The organism is Sphingomonas sp. SORGH_AS_0438, assembly GCF_031453475.1.
In the GTDB taxonomy this organism is placed as follows: domain Bacteria; phylum Pseudomonadota; class Alphaproteobacteria; order Sphingomonadales; family Sphingomonadaceae; genus Sphingomonas.
In genome coordinates this window covers 3,455,155-3,469,492 of sequence record NZ_JAVIZS010000001.1, presented here as the reverse complement: position 1 = coordinate 3,469,492, position 14,338 = coordinate 3,455,155, and the positions used below count along the sequence as shown (strand labels likewise).

The following is a 14,338-nucleotide window of genomic DNA, read 5'->3' as shown; positions in this document are numbered from 1 at the left end:
AATGGTTTCATTATGGACCCTTCATTCATCCGGGCGACAGGTTCGCTGTCCTAAAGACGGTCTTGCGGATGCGGGGCGCTCCGGGATTTCCCCCTGTTGCCTGGACGATTACCCTCATCCCGCCTGCGTGACCAACGCTGAGTCGGCCCTCGTTCCATGCCCCCGGAACGAGGGCCTTTCTTGTTTTGGGCCGCCGGTGCCGGTAGGTACGCCCGCGTGAAGATCGCCTCCTGGAACATCAATTCGGTGCGCTTTCGCATCGACATCGTCGAACGCTTCCTGCGCGAGGCGGCCCCCGACATATTGTGCCTGCAAGAGACCAAGGTCGTCGACCAGGACTTCCCGCACGAGGCATTCGCCGCGCTCGGCTATGACCATCGCCTGCTCCACGGCCAGCGGATGCATCACGGCGTCGCCATCCTGTCCAAGGTGCCGATCGTCGAGGACAACCGACTCGACTGGCAGGCGAATCAGGAGGCGCGGCATATCGGCGTCGCGTTGCCCAACGGGGTGCGGCTGGAGAATGTCTATATCCCGGCCGGCGGCGACGTGCCCGATCGCGAGGTGAACCCCAAATTCGGGCAGAAGCTCGACTTTCTGGAGCGGATGACCCGCTGGTCCGAGACGCTGACCGGGCCGACGATCCTGGTCGGCGACTTCAACATCGCGCCGCTGGAAAGCGATGTGTGGAGCCACAAGCAGTTGCTCGGCGTGGTCAGCCATACGCCGATCGAGGTGGAGGCGCTGAACCGGCTCCAGGACGCGGGCCGATGGGTCGATCTGGGCCGCCACTTCCACCCCGCGCCCGGCCGGCTGCACACCTGGTGGAGCTACCGCGCCAAGGATTGGGCGGCGTCCGATCGCGGCCGCCGGCTCGACCATCAATGGGCGACCGCCGATGTCGCGGGCCAGGCCGTGTCGCACACCGTGTTCGAGGATTGCCGAAGCTGGCTGAAACCGTCGGACCATATCCCGATCATGACCGAGTTCGCCTGGTGAGCGATCCCCGCGCGGCGGCGCGCGCGGTCGATTCGCTCCGGCGGGGCTGGCCGATCGCGGTGGACGGCATGACGCTGCTGTCGGTGGAGACGGCGGATGCGGAGAGCGTCCGCGCGTTCGGCACCGAGCGGCCGGTGCTGATCTCCGCCGGCCGCGCGGCGACGCTCAAGCTCGCCAACCAGCTGGCGGCCGCCGATCCCGATGCGCCGGTGCTGGTCGATGCCGCCCCCTGGCTGGACCGGGCGGCGGCGGTGGCGCTGGCCGATCCGCAGCTCGACCTGGCGACGCCGCTGAAAGGTCCGTTCCGCGCCATCCCGCTGGATCGGCCCGAGGCCGCCGCCGCCGCGCTGCGGCTGGCGCGGATCGCGGGGCTGCTGCCCGCCTTCTTCGTCGGTCCGGTGGAGGCGGCGGTCGAGCTGGCGATCACCGCCGACGACATCGCCGCGCACCAGAGCGCCGCGCCGCTGCGAATCGCCACCCGCGCGCGCCTGCCGGTGGCGGGGGCGGGAGGATGCGGAGATCGTCGCCTTCCGCTCGCCCGATTCGGGGGACGAGCATGTCGCGCTGCTGATCGGCCAGCCCGATGGCCGGTCGCCCCTGATCCGCCTGCACAGCGAATGCCTGACCGGCGATGTGTTCGGCAGCCTGAAATGCGATTGCGGACCACAGCTCCACGCCGCGATTCGCGCGATCCAGGCGCATGGCTGGGGCATGCTGCTCTATCTGCGGCAGGAGGGGCGCGGGATCGGCCTGGTCAACAAGCTGCGCGCCTATCAGTTGCAGGACCAGGGGTTCGACACGGTGGACGCCAACACCCGGCTGGGCTTCGCGGTCGATGCGCGCGATTTCGGCGTGGCGGCGCGGATGCTCGACCTGCTCGGACAGCGGGCGGTGCGGCTGCTGACCAACAACCCCGCCAAGGTCGCGGGGCTGGAGGCGGCGGGCATCACCGTCGCCGAACGCGTGCCGCACAAGCTGCCGCCCAACCCGCACAATGCGCGCTATCTGGCGACCAAGCGCGATCGGACCGGGCACCAATTATAGGTCGCGCCAGGCCGCGAAACGGGGTTCGGCCGTGCGCCTGCGAATTCGGGAGCCAAGCGACACAGCCCATCCCCTGCCGCCTCGCGCCCCTGCCCCGGCAGGGGCGTGACGTACCGCTCAGCGCGTCCAGACGTACGGGCCGACCACCGTGCCGACAAAGCCGCCCGCCGCCTTGGTGCTGAGGAAACGCGAGTCGACATCCTTGGCCAGCGTGGCCGTGCGGCCACCCACCGCATAGTCGAAGGCCAGCGTGCCGCCATCGGCGCGGATGGTCAGCGTCACCGGGCCGGTGCCGGTCAGCGGCGCGGTGGCGACCTGCCGTTCCTCGCCGCCATCGGCCGTCATGTCGCGCGTCACCAGCGCCAGCATCGGCCGGCCTGCGATCCGGGTGATGCCGAAGAACGCATAGTTGCGGTCGCTCTGCATCGCCGCCAGTCCGGCCCGCTCGCCATCCTGGGTCGGAGTGAAGCGTACGGTGGTCGACATGGTCGCGCGGCCATGCTGCTGCCGCCGCCCGACAAAGGCGGGCACGCCCGACTGGTCGCCCAGCTTCGCACCGCCCGACAGGATCAGCTCGCCACCCGCGACGCGGGCGAAGGGCTTGGCCGGGATGCGCAGCCCGATCCAGCGCATGTCGAGCCGGTCGCCGGCGAAGTCGTCGACATAGGCGAAGTCGCCGCTGGTCGGCACCGCCGCCTTGCCCCGGGGCAGGTTCGGCCGGGCGGCGGCATAGGGGATGGCGGTCTTGTGCGGCAGGATGATCGGCCAGCCGTCGCGCCAGGTCACCGGCAGCAGGAAGGTCTCGCGCCCGATATTATAGTAATCGCCCTCATAGGGCCGCACCGCCAGGAAGGTCGCCCACCAGTCCCCCTTGGGCGTCTGCACCAGTTGCGCATGGCCGGCGGAGGTGATTGGGTCCGGCCGGTCGGCGGGCAGGTCGCGCTGGGTCAGGATCGGATTGCCGGCGAAGGGCTGATAGGGCCCGCGCAATTCCTTCGAGCGGAACACGACCTGGGAGTGGTTGACGCTGGTGCCGCCCTCCGCCGCGGTTAGATAGTAATAGCCGTCCTTCCGGAAGATGTGCGGCCCCTCGATCCACACCGGCTTGGCGCGCAGGTCGACGCCGCCATTGACCAGCTGCGTGCTCTCGCCGACCATCTCGCCCTTGCGCCAGTCATATTCCTGGATCCAGATCGCGCGATGCCCCTCATAGCGGGGCGGCTCGGCGGGGGCGCGGTTGTTGACGATATAGGCGCGGTCGCCCTCCCAATAGATCGACGGGTCGATCCCCTCGAACGGCAGCCAGATCGGGTCCGACCAGGGACCGGCCGGGTTGCGCGCGGTGATGATGAAATTGCCTTTGCACCGCACGCAGGTGTTGACGATGTAGAAGGTGCCGTCGTGCCACGAGATGGCGGGCGCGAACACCGCCTCCGACGCGCCGCGCCCGGCGAAGTCGAGCTGGCCGGGCCGGTCGATCGCGTTGCCGATCTGCGTCCAGTTCACCAGATCCTTCGAATGCCAGACCGGGATGCCCGGGAAATGCGCGAAGGACGAATTGACCAGGTAATAGTCCTCGCCGACCCGCGTCACCGAGGGATCGGGATAATAGCCGGACAGGATCGGGTTGCGATAGTCGCCGGGCCGGGGCTGCACCTGTTCGCGGGCATGGCCCTCATAGGCGAAGCGGGTGAAATGCGCCGGTTCGCCCGCCACCGCCGCGCCCGCCGTCATCAGCGCCATCGCGGCCAGCGCCGCGCCCGTTCCGGTCTTCATCCGCCCACTCTCCCGTTCGTGTCGTTGGGGTTCGTTCCCCGAACCCTGTGATCGTCAAGCCGCCAAGTCGAACCGGTCCGTCATGGTCTAGCGCAGCAGCCGGGCATTGGCCCAGACCGCCGGCGCGGGGTCGTCGGTCGAGCCGCCGGTGGCGCGCGTCACCAGTTCGATGATCCTCACCCCCGCCACGTCCGCGGTCAGCGGCCGCGCCGCCCGATCGAATGCCACGCCATCGGTGCTGGCGAGCAGCTTGCCGTCGCCATAGATTTCGAAGCGCAGCGTGCCCCGCGCCTGCGCGGCGGCATCGTCCATCCCCACCTCGGCGGCGAAGCGGCGGAAACCGGTGTTGCGCACTTCCAGCCGCGACCCCGCCAGCACGCCCAGGCCGGTGTCGTAATCGGTCCCGCCGACGCGCAGCACCTGGCCGAAGACGGCGCGGTCGGCGCGCGATCCGCCCCAGCCGCTATATTGCACATGTTCGCCCGCCCCCCGGGTGCCCGACCAGGCGGTGACCGAATGATGGATGGTCGGGTCGGGGCGACGCGCGATCACGCCGTCGACCGCCGGATTGACCCGCCCCGGCTGCTCCGACAGGAACAGCCCGTCCGCCAGGCGACGCGCGCCGCTGGCACGGAAGATCAGCGTCTGGTGCGGCGCGAGCGTGAAATCCTGCTTGCCGGTGAAGCGGGTCGTCGCCCGGGTCCAGAGATCGGTCAGCGTGATCGCGGCATCGTCCCGGAATTTGAGCTGGCCAGCGTTCAGCGTCACCGTGGCGGGCACCGCGCTGCGGTTGAACAGGGCCACGCCCTTGGTCCCGTCGGCCAGCGTCTTGACCAGGAACTGCACATCGTCGCTGTCATAGGCGATCACCGCCTGGTTGCCGGCCGGGTCCTGGTTGAGCGCGATGATGTCGGTGTTGCCGAAGATCGCCCGCAGGCCGGGCGTCAGCTTGCGCAGGTCGTAACCGATCACCAACGGCGAATTGATCATCGCCCAGAGCGCGAAATGCGACCTGGCCTCGGTCGGATGGGCTTCGTCGAAATCGCCTTGGCCGACGAACAGCATGTCCGCGTCGTTCCACGAACCGGGATGCGCATAGAGTTCGCGCCGCGCCGCCGTGTCGAAATTGGTCAGCATCCGCCCCCAATGCGGCGTGATGTCGTCGCTGGTCCGCGAGATATTGCCCAGGTCCTTGCCCCAGGCGCGCACATCGGCCGATCCCCACAGGCACAGCGACAACAGGTAATCGCCGCCCGGCCGCTCGCGCTCCAGCGCATCGGCGACCGAGGTGTAGAGCGCGCGCACCGCCGCGACATCGGTCCGCCCGATCGACTGCATGTCGATCAGCGACGGGAAGGCGCGGTACAGGCCGGACCGCACGCGCGGACTGTCGGCGGGCAGGCCCCGGATGCCGCACCCGTCGACCTTGATCAGGTCGAAGCCCCATTCCTCGAAGAACAGCCGGATGTCCTGGTCGACATGGCCGTAGAGACCGATCTCGCGCTCGGCGACGCTGCCTTCGGGCTGGTTCTTGAAGTCGGCGGTGTAGATCTGGCCGCAACTGTTGCGGCCCATGTCCGAATAGATGCCCGCCTTCAGCCCCATGGCGTGCAGCCGGTCGGTCAGCGGGCGGAAGCTGGTGTCGTCGGCCTGCCCGCCCGCCACCCTGGCGGAGGGGAATTGCGCGGGTGCGAATCACCAGCCGCCCGTCGCGCGTGCGCCGCTTCAGCCACCAGCCGTCGTCGATGTTGACGCGCGTATAGCCCGCCTTGGCCAGGCCGCTCGACACCAGGGTCTGCGCCGAGCCCAGGATCTTGGCCTCGTCGATATCGCTGTTGAACGCGTTCCAGCTGTTCCAGCCCATCGGCGGCACCGGCGCCTGTCCGCGGGCATTGGCGGTCCAGCGGCCGCCGGGGTCGAGCGGATCGGCCCCGGCCATGCCGGGCAGCGCGGCCTGTGCCAGCAACGCGGCGACCAGCGGCATCAGGGGGGCGCGGCGGCGTCCGGAACGGGGCATGTCTCTCTCCCAGGCGGGTCCAAATGGCCATGATCTGGCTCTTGGTATCGCTACCGCGTATTTGTCAGACCGAAGTCTGTCAACGATCGCGATTCGGGTAGCCAGCACCACCCACCTCGCTACGCACAAGTCAGGCCGTTGATTTTGGGAGAGAAACGATGATGCGGCGACATGCCCTGCGGGCCGTGGGGACCACCCTGGCGCTGGTCCTCCTCGCGACCGGTGCGACCGCGCGGACCGACCCCGCGCCGATCGGCTGGACCGCCGACAATGGCGACGGCACCTTCACTAACCCGCTGTTCTTCGACGAATTCTCCGACCCCGACCTGATCCGGGTCGGCGACGATTTCTACCTGACCGGCACGACGATGCACGCCATGCCCGGCCTGCCGGTGCTGCATTCGCGCGACCTGGTGAACTGGACCTTCGAAAGCTATGCGATGGACCGGCTCGACCTCGGCCCCGCCTATCGGCTGGAGGGTGGGCAGAATGTCTATGGCAAGGGCATCTGGGCGCCCAGCTTCCGCTATCGCGACGGCATTTTCTACATTTTCAGCAATGTGAATGGCCAGACGACGCAGATGTTCACCGCGCGCTCGCCCAAGGGCCCGTGGACGCGCACGGCGATGAAGCGCAGCTTCCACGACCTGTCGGTGCTGTTCGACGACGACGGCAAGGCCTGGGTGATCTGGGGCTATCAGGACATCCATCTGGCCGAGCTGGACGCGCGCCTGACCGACATCGTGCCGGGCAGCGAGCGGATCATCATCGCCAAGGGGGCGGGGATGGGCGAAGGCTCGCATCTCTACAAGATCGATGGCCGCTATTACATCACCAGCGCCGAATGGTCCGGCCCGTTCCGGATGCCCGCCGCGCGCGCCGACCGGATCACCGGTCCATGGGAGGTGAACCCCACGATCAGCCGCGACGAGGATTTCGGCGAGACGGCAGGCTACCGGGTCGGCGGCACGACGCCCCCCTTCCGGCTGACGCCGCCCAACCCGGCCGCGCGCGGCGGCCTGTCGCTGCACCAGGGCGGCATCGTCCAAACCCCGGCCGGCGAATGGTGGGGCTGGTCGATGTTCGAGGGCAATTCGGTCGGCCGGCTGACCGCCCTGTCGCCGGTGACGTGGAAGGATGGCTGGCCCTGGTTCGGCCTGCCCGGCAATCTGGGCCGCACGCCCCGCACCTGGGTGAAGCCCAGGCTGCCGGTGCAGCCGATCGTCGCGCCCTATCGCCGCAGCGACTCGTTCGACGCCGCCGTGCTGCAACCGATCTGGCAGTGGAACCATGTCCCCGACGACCGCCACTGGTCGCTGACCGCCCGGCCCGGAGCGCTGCGCCTGACCGCGCTGCCCGCCGGCGATATCCTGCAGGCCCGCAACATGCTGACCCAGCGTGCGGTCGGGCCGGTATCGGTGGCGACGGTCGAGATCGACGGCGCGGGGCTGAAGCCGGGCGATGTCGCGGGGCTGGCGCTGCTCAACCGGCCCTATGCCTGGGCGGGACTGGCGCGCGACGCAAGCGGCCTGGCGCTGATGCTGCGCGACGAACAGCGGGCGGCACCGCTGCGCCAGCCGATCGCCGCGACGCATCTATGGTTGCAGGTCGCGGCCGATTTCCGCTCAGAAAAGGCGCAATATCGCTGGTCGACGGACGGTCGCCACTTCACCGACCTGGGATCGCCGGTGACGATGGCCTATCAGCTGATGACCTTCCAGGGCGTCCGCTACGGCCTGTTCGCGTTCAACCGGGACGGGCGGACCGGCGGCGTCGCGGACATGCTGGACGTGACCATCGCCGAGCCGCTGGCGGAAAGCCGCCCCGCCATCCCCTATGACCGGACGGTCCGCCTCCGCCCGGTCGGCGCGCCGGCCGCGGGGGAAGGCTTCCGCGTCGTCGGGCTGGGACTGGGCCGGGTGGCGTTGCTGCGCGGGGACAGGGCGCTGACCGTGGCGGCGGACGGCGCCACCCGCCTCGCCCCCCGCGCCGACGGGCCGGCGCAGAGCTTCCAGTGGATGGAATCGCTGAGCGGCGGGGCGATGCTGATGTCGCTGGCCACCCATCGCTATCTGCGAGCCACCGACGATGGCTTGTGGCGGGCGGACAGTCCGGGTGCGACCGCCGACAACCGGGATCGCAGCCGGCTGGACTGGCGATAGCGGAAGGTGAAAAGGGGCAGAGCGAGTCCTGATCCATCCCGGCGGGAATCGGGCCTTGGCAAAGCTCCCCGCCGCGCTCCTGCGAAGGCAGGAGCCCAGAGTCACGCATCCCATAAGGGGTTGTTCTCGTTACCCCTGGGCTCCTGCCTTCGCAGGAGCACGGGGCCGGACACACTATCTGCCCGATTTCTCTCCCGGAAAGACCAGCGTCTCGCTGAAGAAGGGCAGCACCTGGTTCTGGATGCGCAGCGCCACGTTGCTGGTGTGCGTGCCCGGATAGATGGCGAAGCGATGCGCGATGCCATAGCGGTCGAGCGCCTCGTGCAGCTTCACCGCATCGTCCTTCAGCCCGTCCTGGTCGCCGACATCCAGGCCGATGCCCCGATAGCGGCGCAGATTGCCGGCATATTGGTCGATCATCGCCAGCGGCGCATTGGCGGTCCAGCGCGCCAGCACGTCGGGCTGCACCTTGCCGTCCTTGACCGGCAGGTCGAGAAAGAGCGGCGGCGCGCTTGGGATTGGGCGACCAGGCGGCGGCGGAGGCCAGTTGCGCCCGCTCGCCCCAGCCGAGCGTCGCCGCCTCCCCTGGCGAGCGCAGCGCCCGCAGCTTGGCCTCGACCGCCTGATCGACGGCGAAGGTCTCGCGCGGGGACAGGCAGCAGGGGCTGAGCATGTAGATCGCGCCGAACACGTCCGGATATTTCATCCCGATCCGCGTCGTGCCATATCCCCCCATCGAATGGCCGACGAGGCCCCGGCTCTCGCGCGTCGGCACGGTGCGGTAATGGTCATCGATATAGCGGACCAGGTCGCGGGCGATGAACGTCTCGAAATCGCCGGTCGTCACCGACCGGGAATACATCGACCCGTTATGCACCGTCTTCGAATCGGGCAGCACCAGGATCATCGGCTTGATGCCTTGCGCGAAGGCCCCCTCCACCGTCTGGGGGACATGGATCTCGGTCATCCATTGCTCCGCACCGATCGAATAGCCGTGCAGCGCATAGACGACGGGATAGCGGCGATGGCGCGCGGCGGCATAGCCGGGCGGCAGGATCACGACGACGTCGCGGTCCGCCGAATCCCCTTCCAGGCTGCCCTCGATGCTGGGGGCATGGACCTTGATCCGCTCGATCGTCACCGGCTTCGCACCGGCGACCACCGGCGGCGCGTTGGTGCCGACCTGGGCCGCGCCCGGCGTCGACAGGCCGAGCCCTAGCAGCAGCATCGCGGCCCATAGCCTGGAACGGTTGACCCTTTGCATCGCGTGCCTCTCCTGTCTGGTCGTTTTCATGGATTTGTCTGGCAAATTTCCGCCGCCCTCAACCGCGGAGCAACCGCATGACCATGGCGCGGATGCGACCGTAATTGGCGGGCTTGAGCGGCCCCAGCAGCCCGTGCCGCTCGGTTGGAAGGTGCGCCAGCGGATGGCCGTCGGGGCGGAAGACATAATGGTCGAACCAGGCGCGCCATGCCGCGCGTTCGGCGGGCGGGCGCTCGGCGAGCGCGATCATCGCCAGCAGCATCGCCGCCTGGGGCTGGTCGGGGCCACTGGCGAAGCCGTCCCACCAGAAATTGACCAGGAGGTTATAGGGGTCGAGCGCCTCCACCCGGTGCCACCAGAGCTTGGGCAGATAGAGCGCGTCGCCCGCCGCCAGTTCGACCGTGATCGCCCGGTCGCGCGCACGGTCGAACCGGGGATAGAGCGGGTCGCCGGGGGCGCTGCCGTCCGCCAGGCTGATCGGCTGGCCGGCCAGCGTATGGTCGATCGGGCCGACATAGAGGTCGCCGATCGCATCGGGCGGATAGAGGGTGAAGCGCCGCCGCCCGGCCACCACGCAGGCGACATTGTCGAACAGGTCGTAATGGCAGGCGACCGAGGCGGCATGGCCCAGCCAGATGCGCGGGGCCACGCCGGCCGGCATCAGGGCCAGCCGGTGGTCCGCCACCAGCCCCGGCAGATACTGGTCGATCGACAGCGACCCGACATAGAGCGTCGCCTGCCCTTGCTGCCCGGCGGTGGCGAGGATGCGGTCGATGGCGGCGCGGTAGGGCAGCGTCTCGCGCGTGAAGTTGAACCCGCCCTCGCCCTCGCCATAATGATAGCGGCCGGCGATCGCGGCCTGGCCGACGAACATCTCCGCCGCGCGGCCGGCATCCCGGCTTTGCAGGAAAGCGGACAGGTCGGCCGCGCTGCGCCCCGCCGCGACCATCGGCCAGTCCGCCACCGCGCCGCGCAACACCACCGGTCGCCCGGCCGTCATCACTTGCGTGCGGAACGTCTCCGCATCCGGGAAATCGGCCGCATCCAGGCTGGGCAGCGGCGCGCTCATCCGCCGAACCCGGACGCCAGCCGCTCGTTGCGGCGCGCGGCAAGCGTGCGCAGATGGCCGACCGACTGCGCCTGGGTATAGGCCAGATGCAGCGTGCCGTCGCGGAACAGGGCGAGCACCTCGGCATCCGGCAGCTCGTGCAGCGCGTCCAGGCTGACCGTGTAGAGTCCGTCGAGCACCAGCCGCTCGCCATCGTCGAAATGGAGCGTGACGTCGATCGGCTCGATCAGCTTCAGCGCCAGCAGCCGCGCGACCAGCGCTTCCGTCTCGGGCAGCCCGGCCTGCAACTGGCCGAGCGCCCGGCGGATGCGCTGGAAGGTGGGCGTCGCCTCGCCCCCCGCGTCGAACAGCGGCTGGCCCGCACCGGCGAAGACCGGATCGTCGCGGCGGATCACGATCTCGCCCTCGACCAGGAAGAAGCCGTGTCGCTCCAGGTCGGCGGGGCGATAGCCGGTCAGCAGCCCGTCCGCGCCGGTGCACAGATTCTCGCCCGGCTTCACCCCCAGGATCGCGCCGGCGAAGAAGGCGCCGGTCTCCGGATGCTTGGTGAACAGGATCGGATAGTGCAGCGCCGCCGCGGCGAATTCGCTCGGCACCAGCTGGACGAAATGCCGCTGCGCCTCCGGCGTCCGCGCCACGGTCAGTTCGGCATGGCGCTCCGTCTCCAGCCGCTCCCATTGTTCCATCGACACCCTCTCCTCTCCCCTGTCCCGCTGGTGCGGATGCTGCGCAGCATGGGCGATTTCGCCGCGACAACAAAGCCCTTGCCGTTCGGACTTGTCGGACTATAGTGCCGACTCATGGGAGCGATACCAAAATCGCCAGCCGGTCGCGGCCGGATGGGATTCGGGTCAACGAAAACGCTCTGATGATACCGCTCTCGTACCGGTGCAAGACCGGGCGGGGCATGACCAAGGTAGGGAGAGGGTGATGGCGACTTCATTCCACAGGACCACGATGCGCGGCGGCAAACGGGCCGCATGGCTGATGACCGGGGCCAGCAGCCTGCTGGCGATCGCGCTGGCGATGCCGGCCCAGGCGCAAACCCAGACCGACCTCCAGAACAATGTCGCGCCGGGCACGGCCGCGCCGCAGCCGGCGGTGCCCGTCACCGCCAACGAGACCAGCGCCGCCCAGGCCGGCAGCCCGCAGGACGCCGCCACCGCGCAGGACGTATCGCAGGGCAATTCGGTCGAGGCGGGCGATCCCGACATCGTCGTCGTCGGCCTGCGCGGCTCGCTCCAGCGCAACCTCGACCTGAAGCGCGAATCCTCCGGCGTGGTCGACGTGATCTCCGCCGAGGATATCGGCAAGTTCCCCGATTCGAACGTCGCCGCCTCGCTCCAGCGCCTGCCCGGCGTGTCGATCCAGCGGTCGGGTTCGCGCGGCGAGCCGACCGGCATCACGGTGCGCGGCTTCGGCGGCGACTTCAACACCACCCTCTATGACGGCCGGCGCATCGCCACCGGCACCGGCAATCGACAGATCGACTTCAGCACCGTCGGCGTCGACTTCATCGGGCAGCTGTCCGTGCTGAAGACGCCGGACGTGTCGCTGGCGTCCAGCTCGATCGGCGCGACGGTCAACATCGCCTTCCCCAACCCGTTCGACCATCCCGGCTTCCGCGCCGCCGCGACCGCCTCGGCCTCGGTGCAGGATCGCGCCGGCCGCGTCGTGCCGACCGGCGGGTTGCTGATCAGCACCACCAACGCCGACGAAACCTTCGGCGTGCTGGCGGACGTGATCTATACGCGCCGCGATACCGACACCAACCGCGTCTATGTGTCGGGTTGGCCAGGCGGCAACTATGCCCCCTGCCAGCTCGCGGGCAGCAGCGGCACCTGCACGCCGACCACCAACACGCAATCGGCCGCCTATGCCAATCCCGCCAACCGCCAGAACCTGCCCGGCTGGTTCCCGCAGCAATACGGCGCCGAGCAGCAGCGGGTGAAGGACGAGCGCGTCGATGCGCGCGTCTCGCTGCAATATCACCCGTCCGATGACCTGATGCTGACGATCGACAACAACTTTTCGCGTCAGAACATCACGCAGAACAATTACGCGTTCGGCGTCTGGTTCAACCAGGGCGACCTGCGCAACGTCACGCTGGACGCCAACGGCACGGCGACCGACTTCACCCAGGCGAACACGCCGACCGACTTCACCGCCGCGCTCAACAAGCAAATCCTCCAGACCAACCAGACCGGCCTCAACGTCAAGTACGACGCGACCGAGAATCTGACGCTGGAAGGCGATGTCGCCTATGCCAAGAGCTGGCTGAACCCCGGCGACGTGATCGGCAGCGCCAACGGCGATATCGGGTACGGCAACCGCCTCGGCAACGTCCTGCGCTTCACCGTGGACGGCGCCAGCAACAAGGCGTTCCCGTCGATCAGCAATTTCGGTCCCGCAGGCGATGGTTCGCGCTGGGCGGACCAGTCGCTGATCGGCTCGCACGTCACCGTCAACCAGACGCAGCATAATACCGACGAGCTGGTCCAGTTCCGCGGCAACGCCACCTGGAAGCAGGACGACCTGACGCTGAAGGCCGGCGGCCAATATTATCAGGACACGTTCAACTTCCGGAACCAGAGCACCTTCGTCAACAATTTCTGGCAGGCCTATGCCGGTTACGGCGGCCCGTCGGGCGGCACGTCGGGCATCTCGCCGCTGCCGGCGAACCTGTACCAGGGCTCGATCAGCCTCAACAACTTCATCCCCGGCTTCAACGGCAGCCTGCCGCCCTCGGTCTTCGTGTTCGATCCGATCGCGTACCAGAACTTCCTGACCAGCCAGGGCAATCCCTCGGCCACGCGGGTGCCGGGCTTCAACTATGGCAACGTCAACGGCTTCACCGGCACGTTCGACGAGGCGGTCGATCCGGGCAGCATCCTGCGCGTGCGCGAGCGGACCTGGTCGCTCTATGCCAGCGCCAATTTCAAGACCGAGGTCGGCGGCCTGCCGCTGACGATCAATGCCGGCATCCGCAACGAGACGACCAGCCTGGTCTCGGCCGGTCAAGGCCGCCTGCCGCTGGGGCTGGTGACGAGCACCGCCGATCCGACGCTGCTCAGCATCCCCAACTATACGCAGGTGCAGCCGCAGACCGCGCGCAACTCCTATTCCTACCTGCTGCCCAGCATGGATGCGAAGCTGGAGCTGACCAACAATCTGATCCTGCGCATCGACGCGTCGCGCACCCTGACCCGCCCGACGCTCAACCTGCTCAACCCGGTGCTGAACGTCGGCAACGGCCAGCGCATCGGCGCGCTCAACGCCAGCGGCGGCAATGCCGGGCTGAAGCCCTATCTGGCCGACAATTTCGACCTGGGCGCGGAATGGTACTACCGCCGCAACTCCTATGTGGCGGTCAATTTCTTCCTGAAGAACGTCAGCAACTTCATCGTCGGCGGCGTATCCCGCCAGGCGATCAACGGCGTGGTCGACCCGACCACCGGCCAGCTCGCCTCCTTCGCGGTGTCGCAGCAGGTCAACGGACCGGACGCGACGGTGCGCGGCGTCGAGCTGGCGTGGCAGCAGGTGTTCGGCGACACCGGCTTCGGCTTCCAGGCCAATGCCACCTTCGTCGGCACCAACCGCCCCTATGACGACAAGAACATCAGCCAGACCGGCTTCGCGGTCACCGGCCTCGCCAATTCGGCGAACTTCGTCGGCTTCTACGACAAGAGCGGCTTCCAGATCCGCGCCGCGCTCAACTGGCGCGACGAGTATCTGGCGCAGTTCGGGCAGAACCAGAACACCGGTTCGTTCGGTGCGGAGCCGACCTTCGTCAACCAGAGCTTCCAGGTCGACCTGACCAGCAGCTACGACGTGACGAAGAACTTCAGCGTGTTCGGCGAGGCGCTCAACCTCAACAAGAACAAGCAGAGCACCCACGGCCGCTACTCCAACCAGCTGCTCGACGTGTTCGACTATGGTCGCCGCTTCACGCTGGGCGCACGCTACCGCTTCTGACCCTCTCCCCCTGGCGGGGATGTCGACCCTAA

Annotated in this window: 8 protein-coding genes and 3 pseudogenes; 4 read left to right on the top strand and 7 right to left on the bottom strand. The window is 68.4% G+C overall.

What is annotated here, in order from left to right:
* Positions 1–216: 216 nt before the first annotated feature.
* Together QE452_RS16330 and ribA are read left to right on the top strand one after the other, a co-directional pair.
* Positions 217–999, top strand: a complete 783-nt coding sequence (locus tag QE452_RS16330; RefSeq protein ID WP_309659235.1) for an exodeoxyribonuclease III — start codon at positions 217–219, stop codon at positions 997–999.
* Positions 996–2,043 (top strand): annotated as a pseudogene (gene ribA / locus QE452_RS16325) (GTP cyclohydrolase II). The gene QE452_RS16330 and the pseudogene ribA overlap by 4 nt, the downstream one beginning before the upstream one ends.
* Positions 2,044–2,160: 117 nt before the next feature.
* Here ribA and QE452_RS16320 read toward each other — a convergent pair.
* From QE452_RS16320 to QE452_RS16310, 3 genes and pseudogenes are all read right to left on the bottom strand, one after another.
* Positions 2,161–3,819, bottom strand: coding sequence for a glycoside hydrolase family 43 protein (locus QE452_RS16320; protein WP_309659237.1), 1,659 nt, complete (start codon positions 3,817–3,819; stop codon positions 2,161–2,163).
* 87 nt (positions 3,820–3,906) lie between these two features.
* On the bottom strand, positions 3,907–5,484 hold the full coding sequence (locus tag QE452_RS16315; protein WP_309730392.1) for an NPCBM/NEW2 domain-containing protein: 1,578 nt from the start codon (positions 5,482–5,484) through the stop codon (positions 3,907–3,909).
* A gap of 70 nt (positions 5,485–5,554) precedes the next feature.
* Positions 5,555–5,683, bottom strand: a pseudogene (locus QE452_RS16310) (glycoside hydrolase family 27 protein); the annotation flags it as partial.
* Positions 5,684–5,994: 311 nt separating this feature from the next.
* On the opposite strand from QE452_RS16310, the gene QE452_RS16305 reads away from it, so the two are divergent.
* Positions 5,995–7,998 carry a glycoside hydrolase 43 family protein gene (locus QE452_RS16305; protein ID WP_309659238.1) on the top strand — a complete coding sequence of 668 codons (2,004 nt, stop codon included), beginning with the start codon at positions 5,995–5,997 and terminating at the stop codon, positions 7,996–7,998.
* Positions 7,999–8,172: 174 nt separating this feature from the next.
* On the opposite strand, the gene QE452_RS16300 is transcribed toward QE452_RS16305, so the two are convergent.
* From QE452_RS16300 to QE452_RS16285, 4 genes and pseudogenes are all read right to left on the bottom strand, one after another.
* Positions 8,173–8,466: a hypothetical protein gene (locus QE452_RS16300; RefSeq protein ID WP_309730389.1), complete on the bottom strand. Its 294-nt coding sequence runs from the start codon at positions 8,464–8,466 to the stop codon at positions 8,173–8,175.
* Positions 8,467–8,485: 19 nt separating this feature from the next.
* Positions 8,486–9,226, bottom strand: a pseudogene (locus QE452_RS19125) (alpha/beta hydrolase); the annotation flags it as partial.
* Between the two features lie 94 nt (positions 9,227–9,320).
* Positions 9,321–10,331, bottom strand: a complete 1,011-nt coding sequence (locus QE452_RS16290) for a cupin-like domain-containing protein (protein WP_309659240.1) — start codon at positions 10,329–10,331, stop codon at positions 9,321–9,323.
* Positions 10,328–11,017, bottom strand: a complete 690-nt coding sequence (locus QE452_RS16285) for a SapC family protein (RefSeq protein WP_309659414.1) — start codon at positions 11,015–11,017, stop codon at positions 10,328–10,330. Before QE452_RS16285 ends, QE452_RS16290 begins: the two co-directional genes overlap by 4 nt.
* 244 nt (positions 11,018–11,261) lie before the next feature.
* On the opposite strand from QE452_RS16285, the gene QE452_RS16280 reads away from it, so the two are divergent.
* Positions 11,262–14,306, top strand: coding sequence for a TonB-dependent receptor (locus QE452_RS16280; RefSeq protein ID WP_309659241.1), 3,045 nt, complete (start codon positions 11,262–11,264; stop codon positions 14,304–14,306).
* The last annotated feature ends 32 nt before the right edge of the window (positions 14,307–14,338 follow it).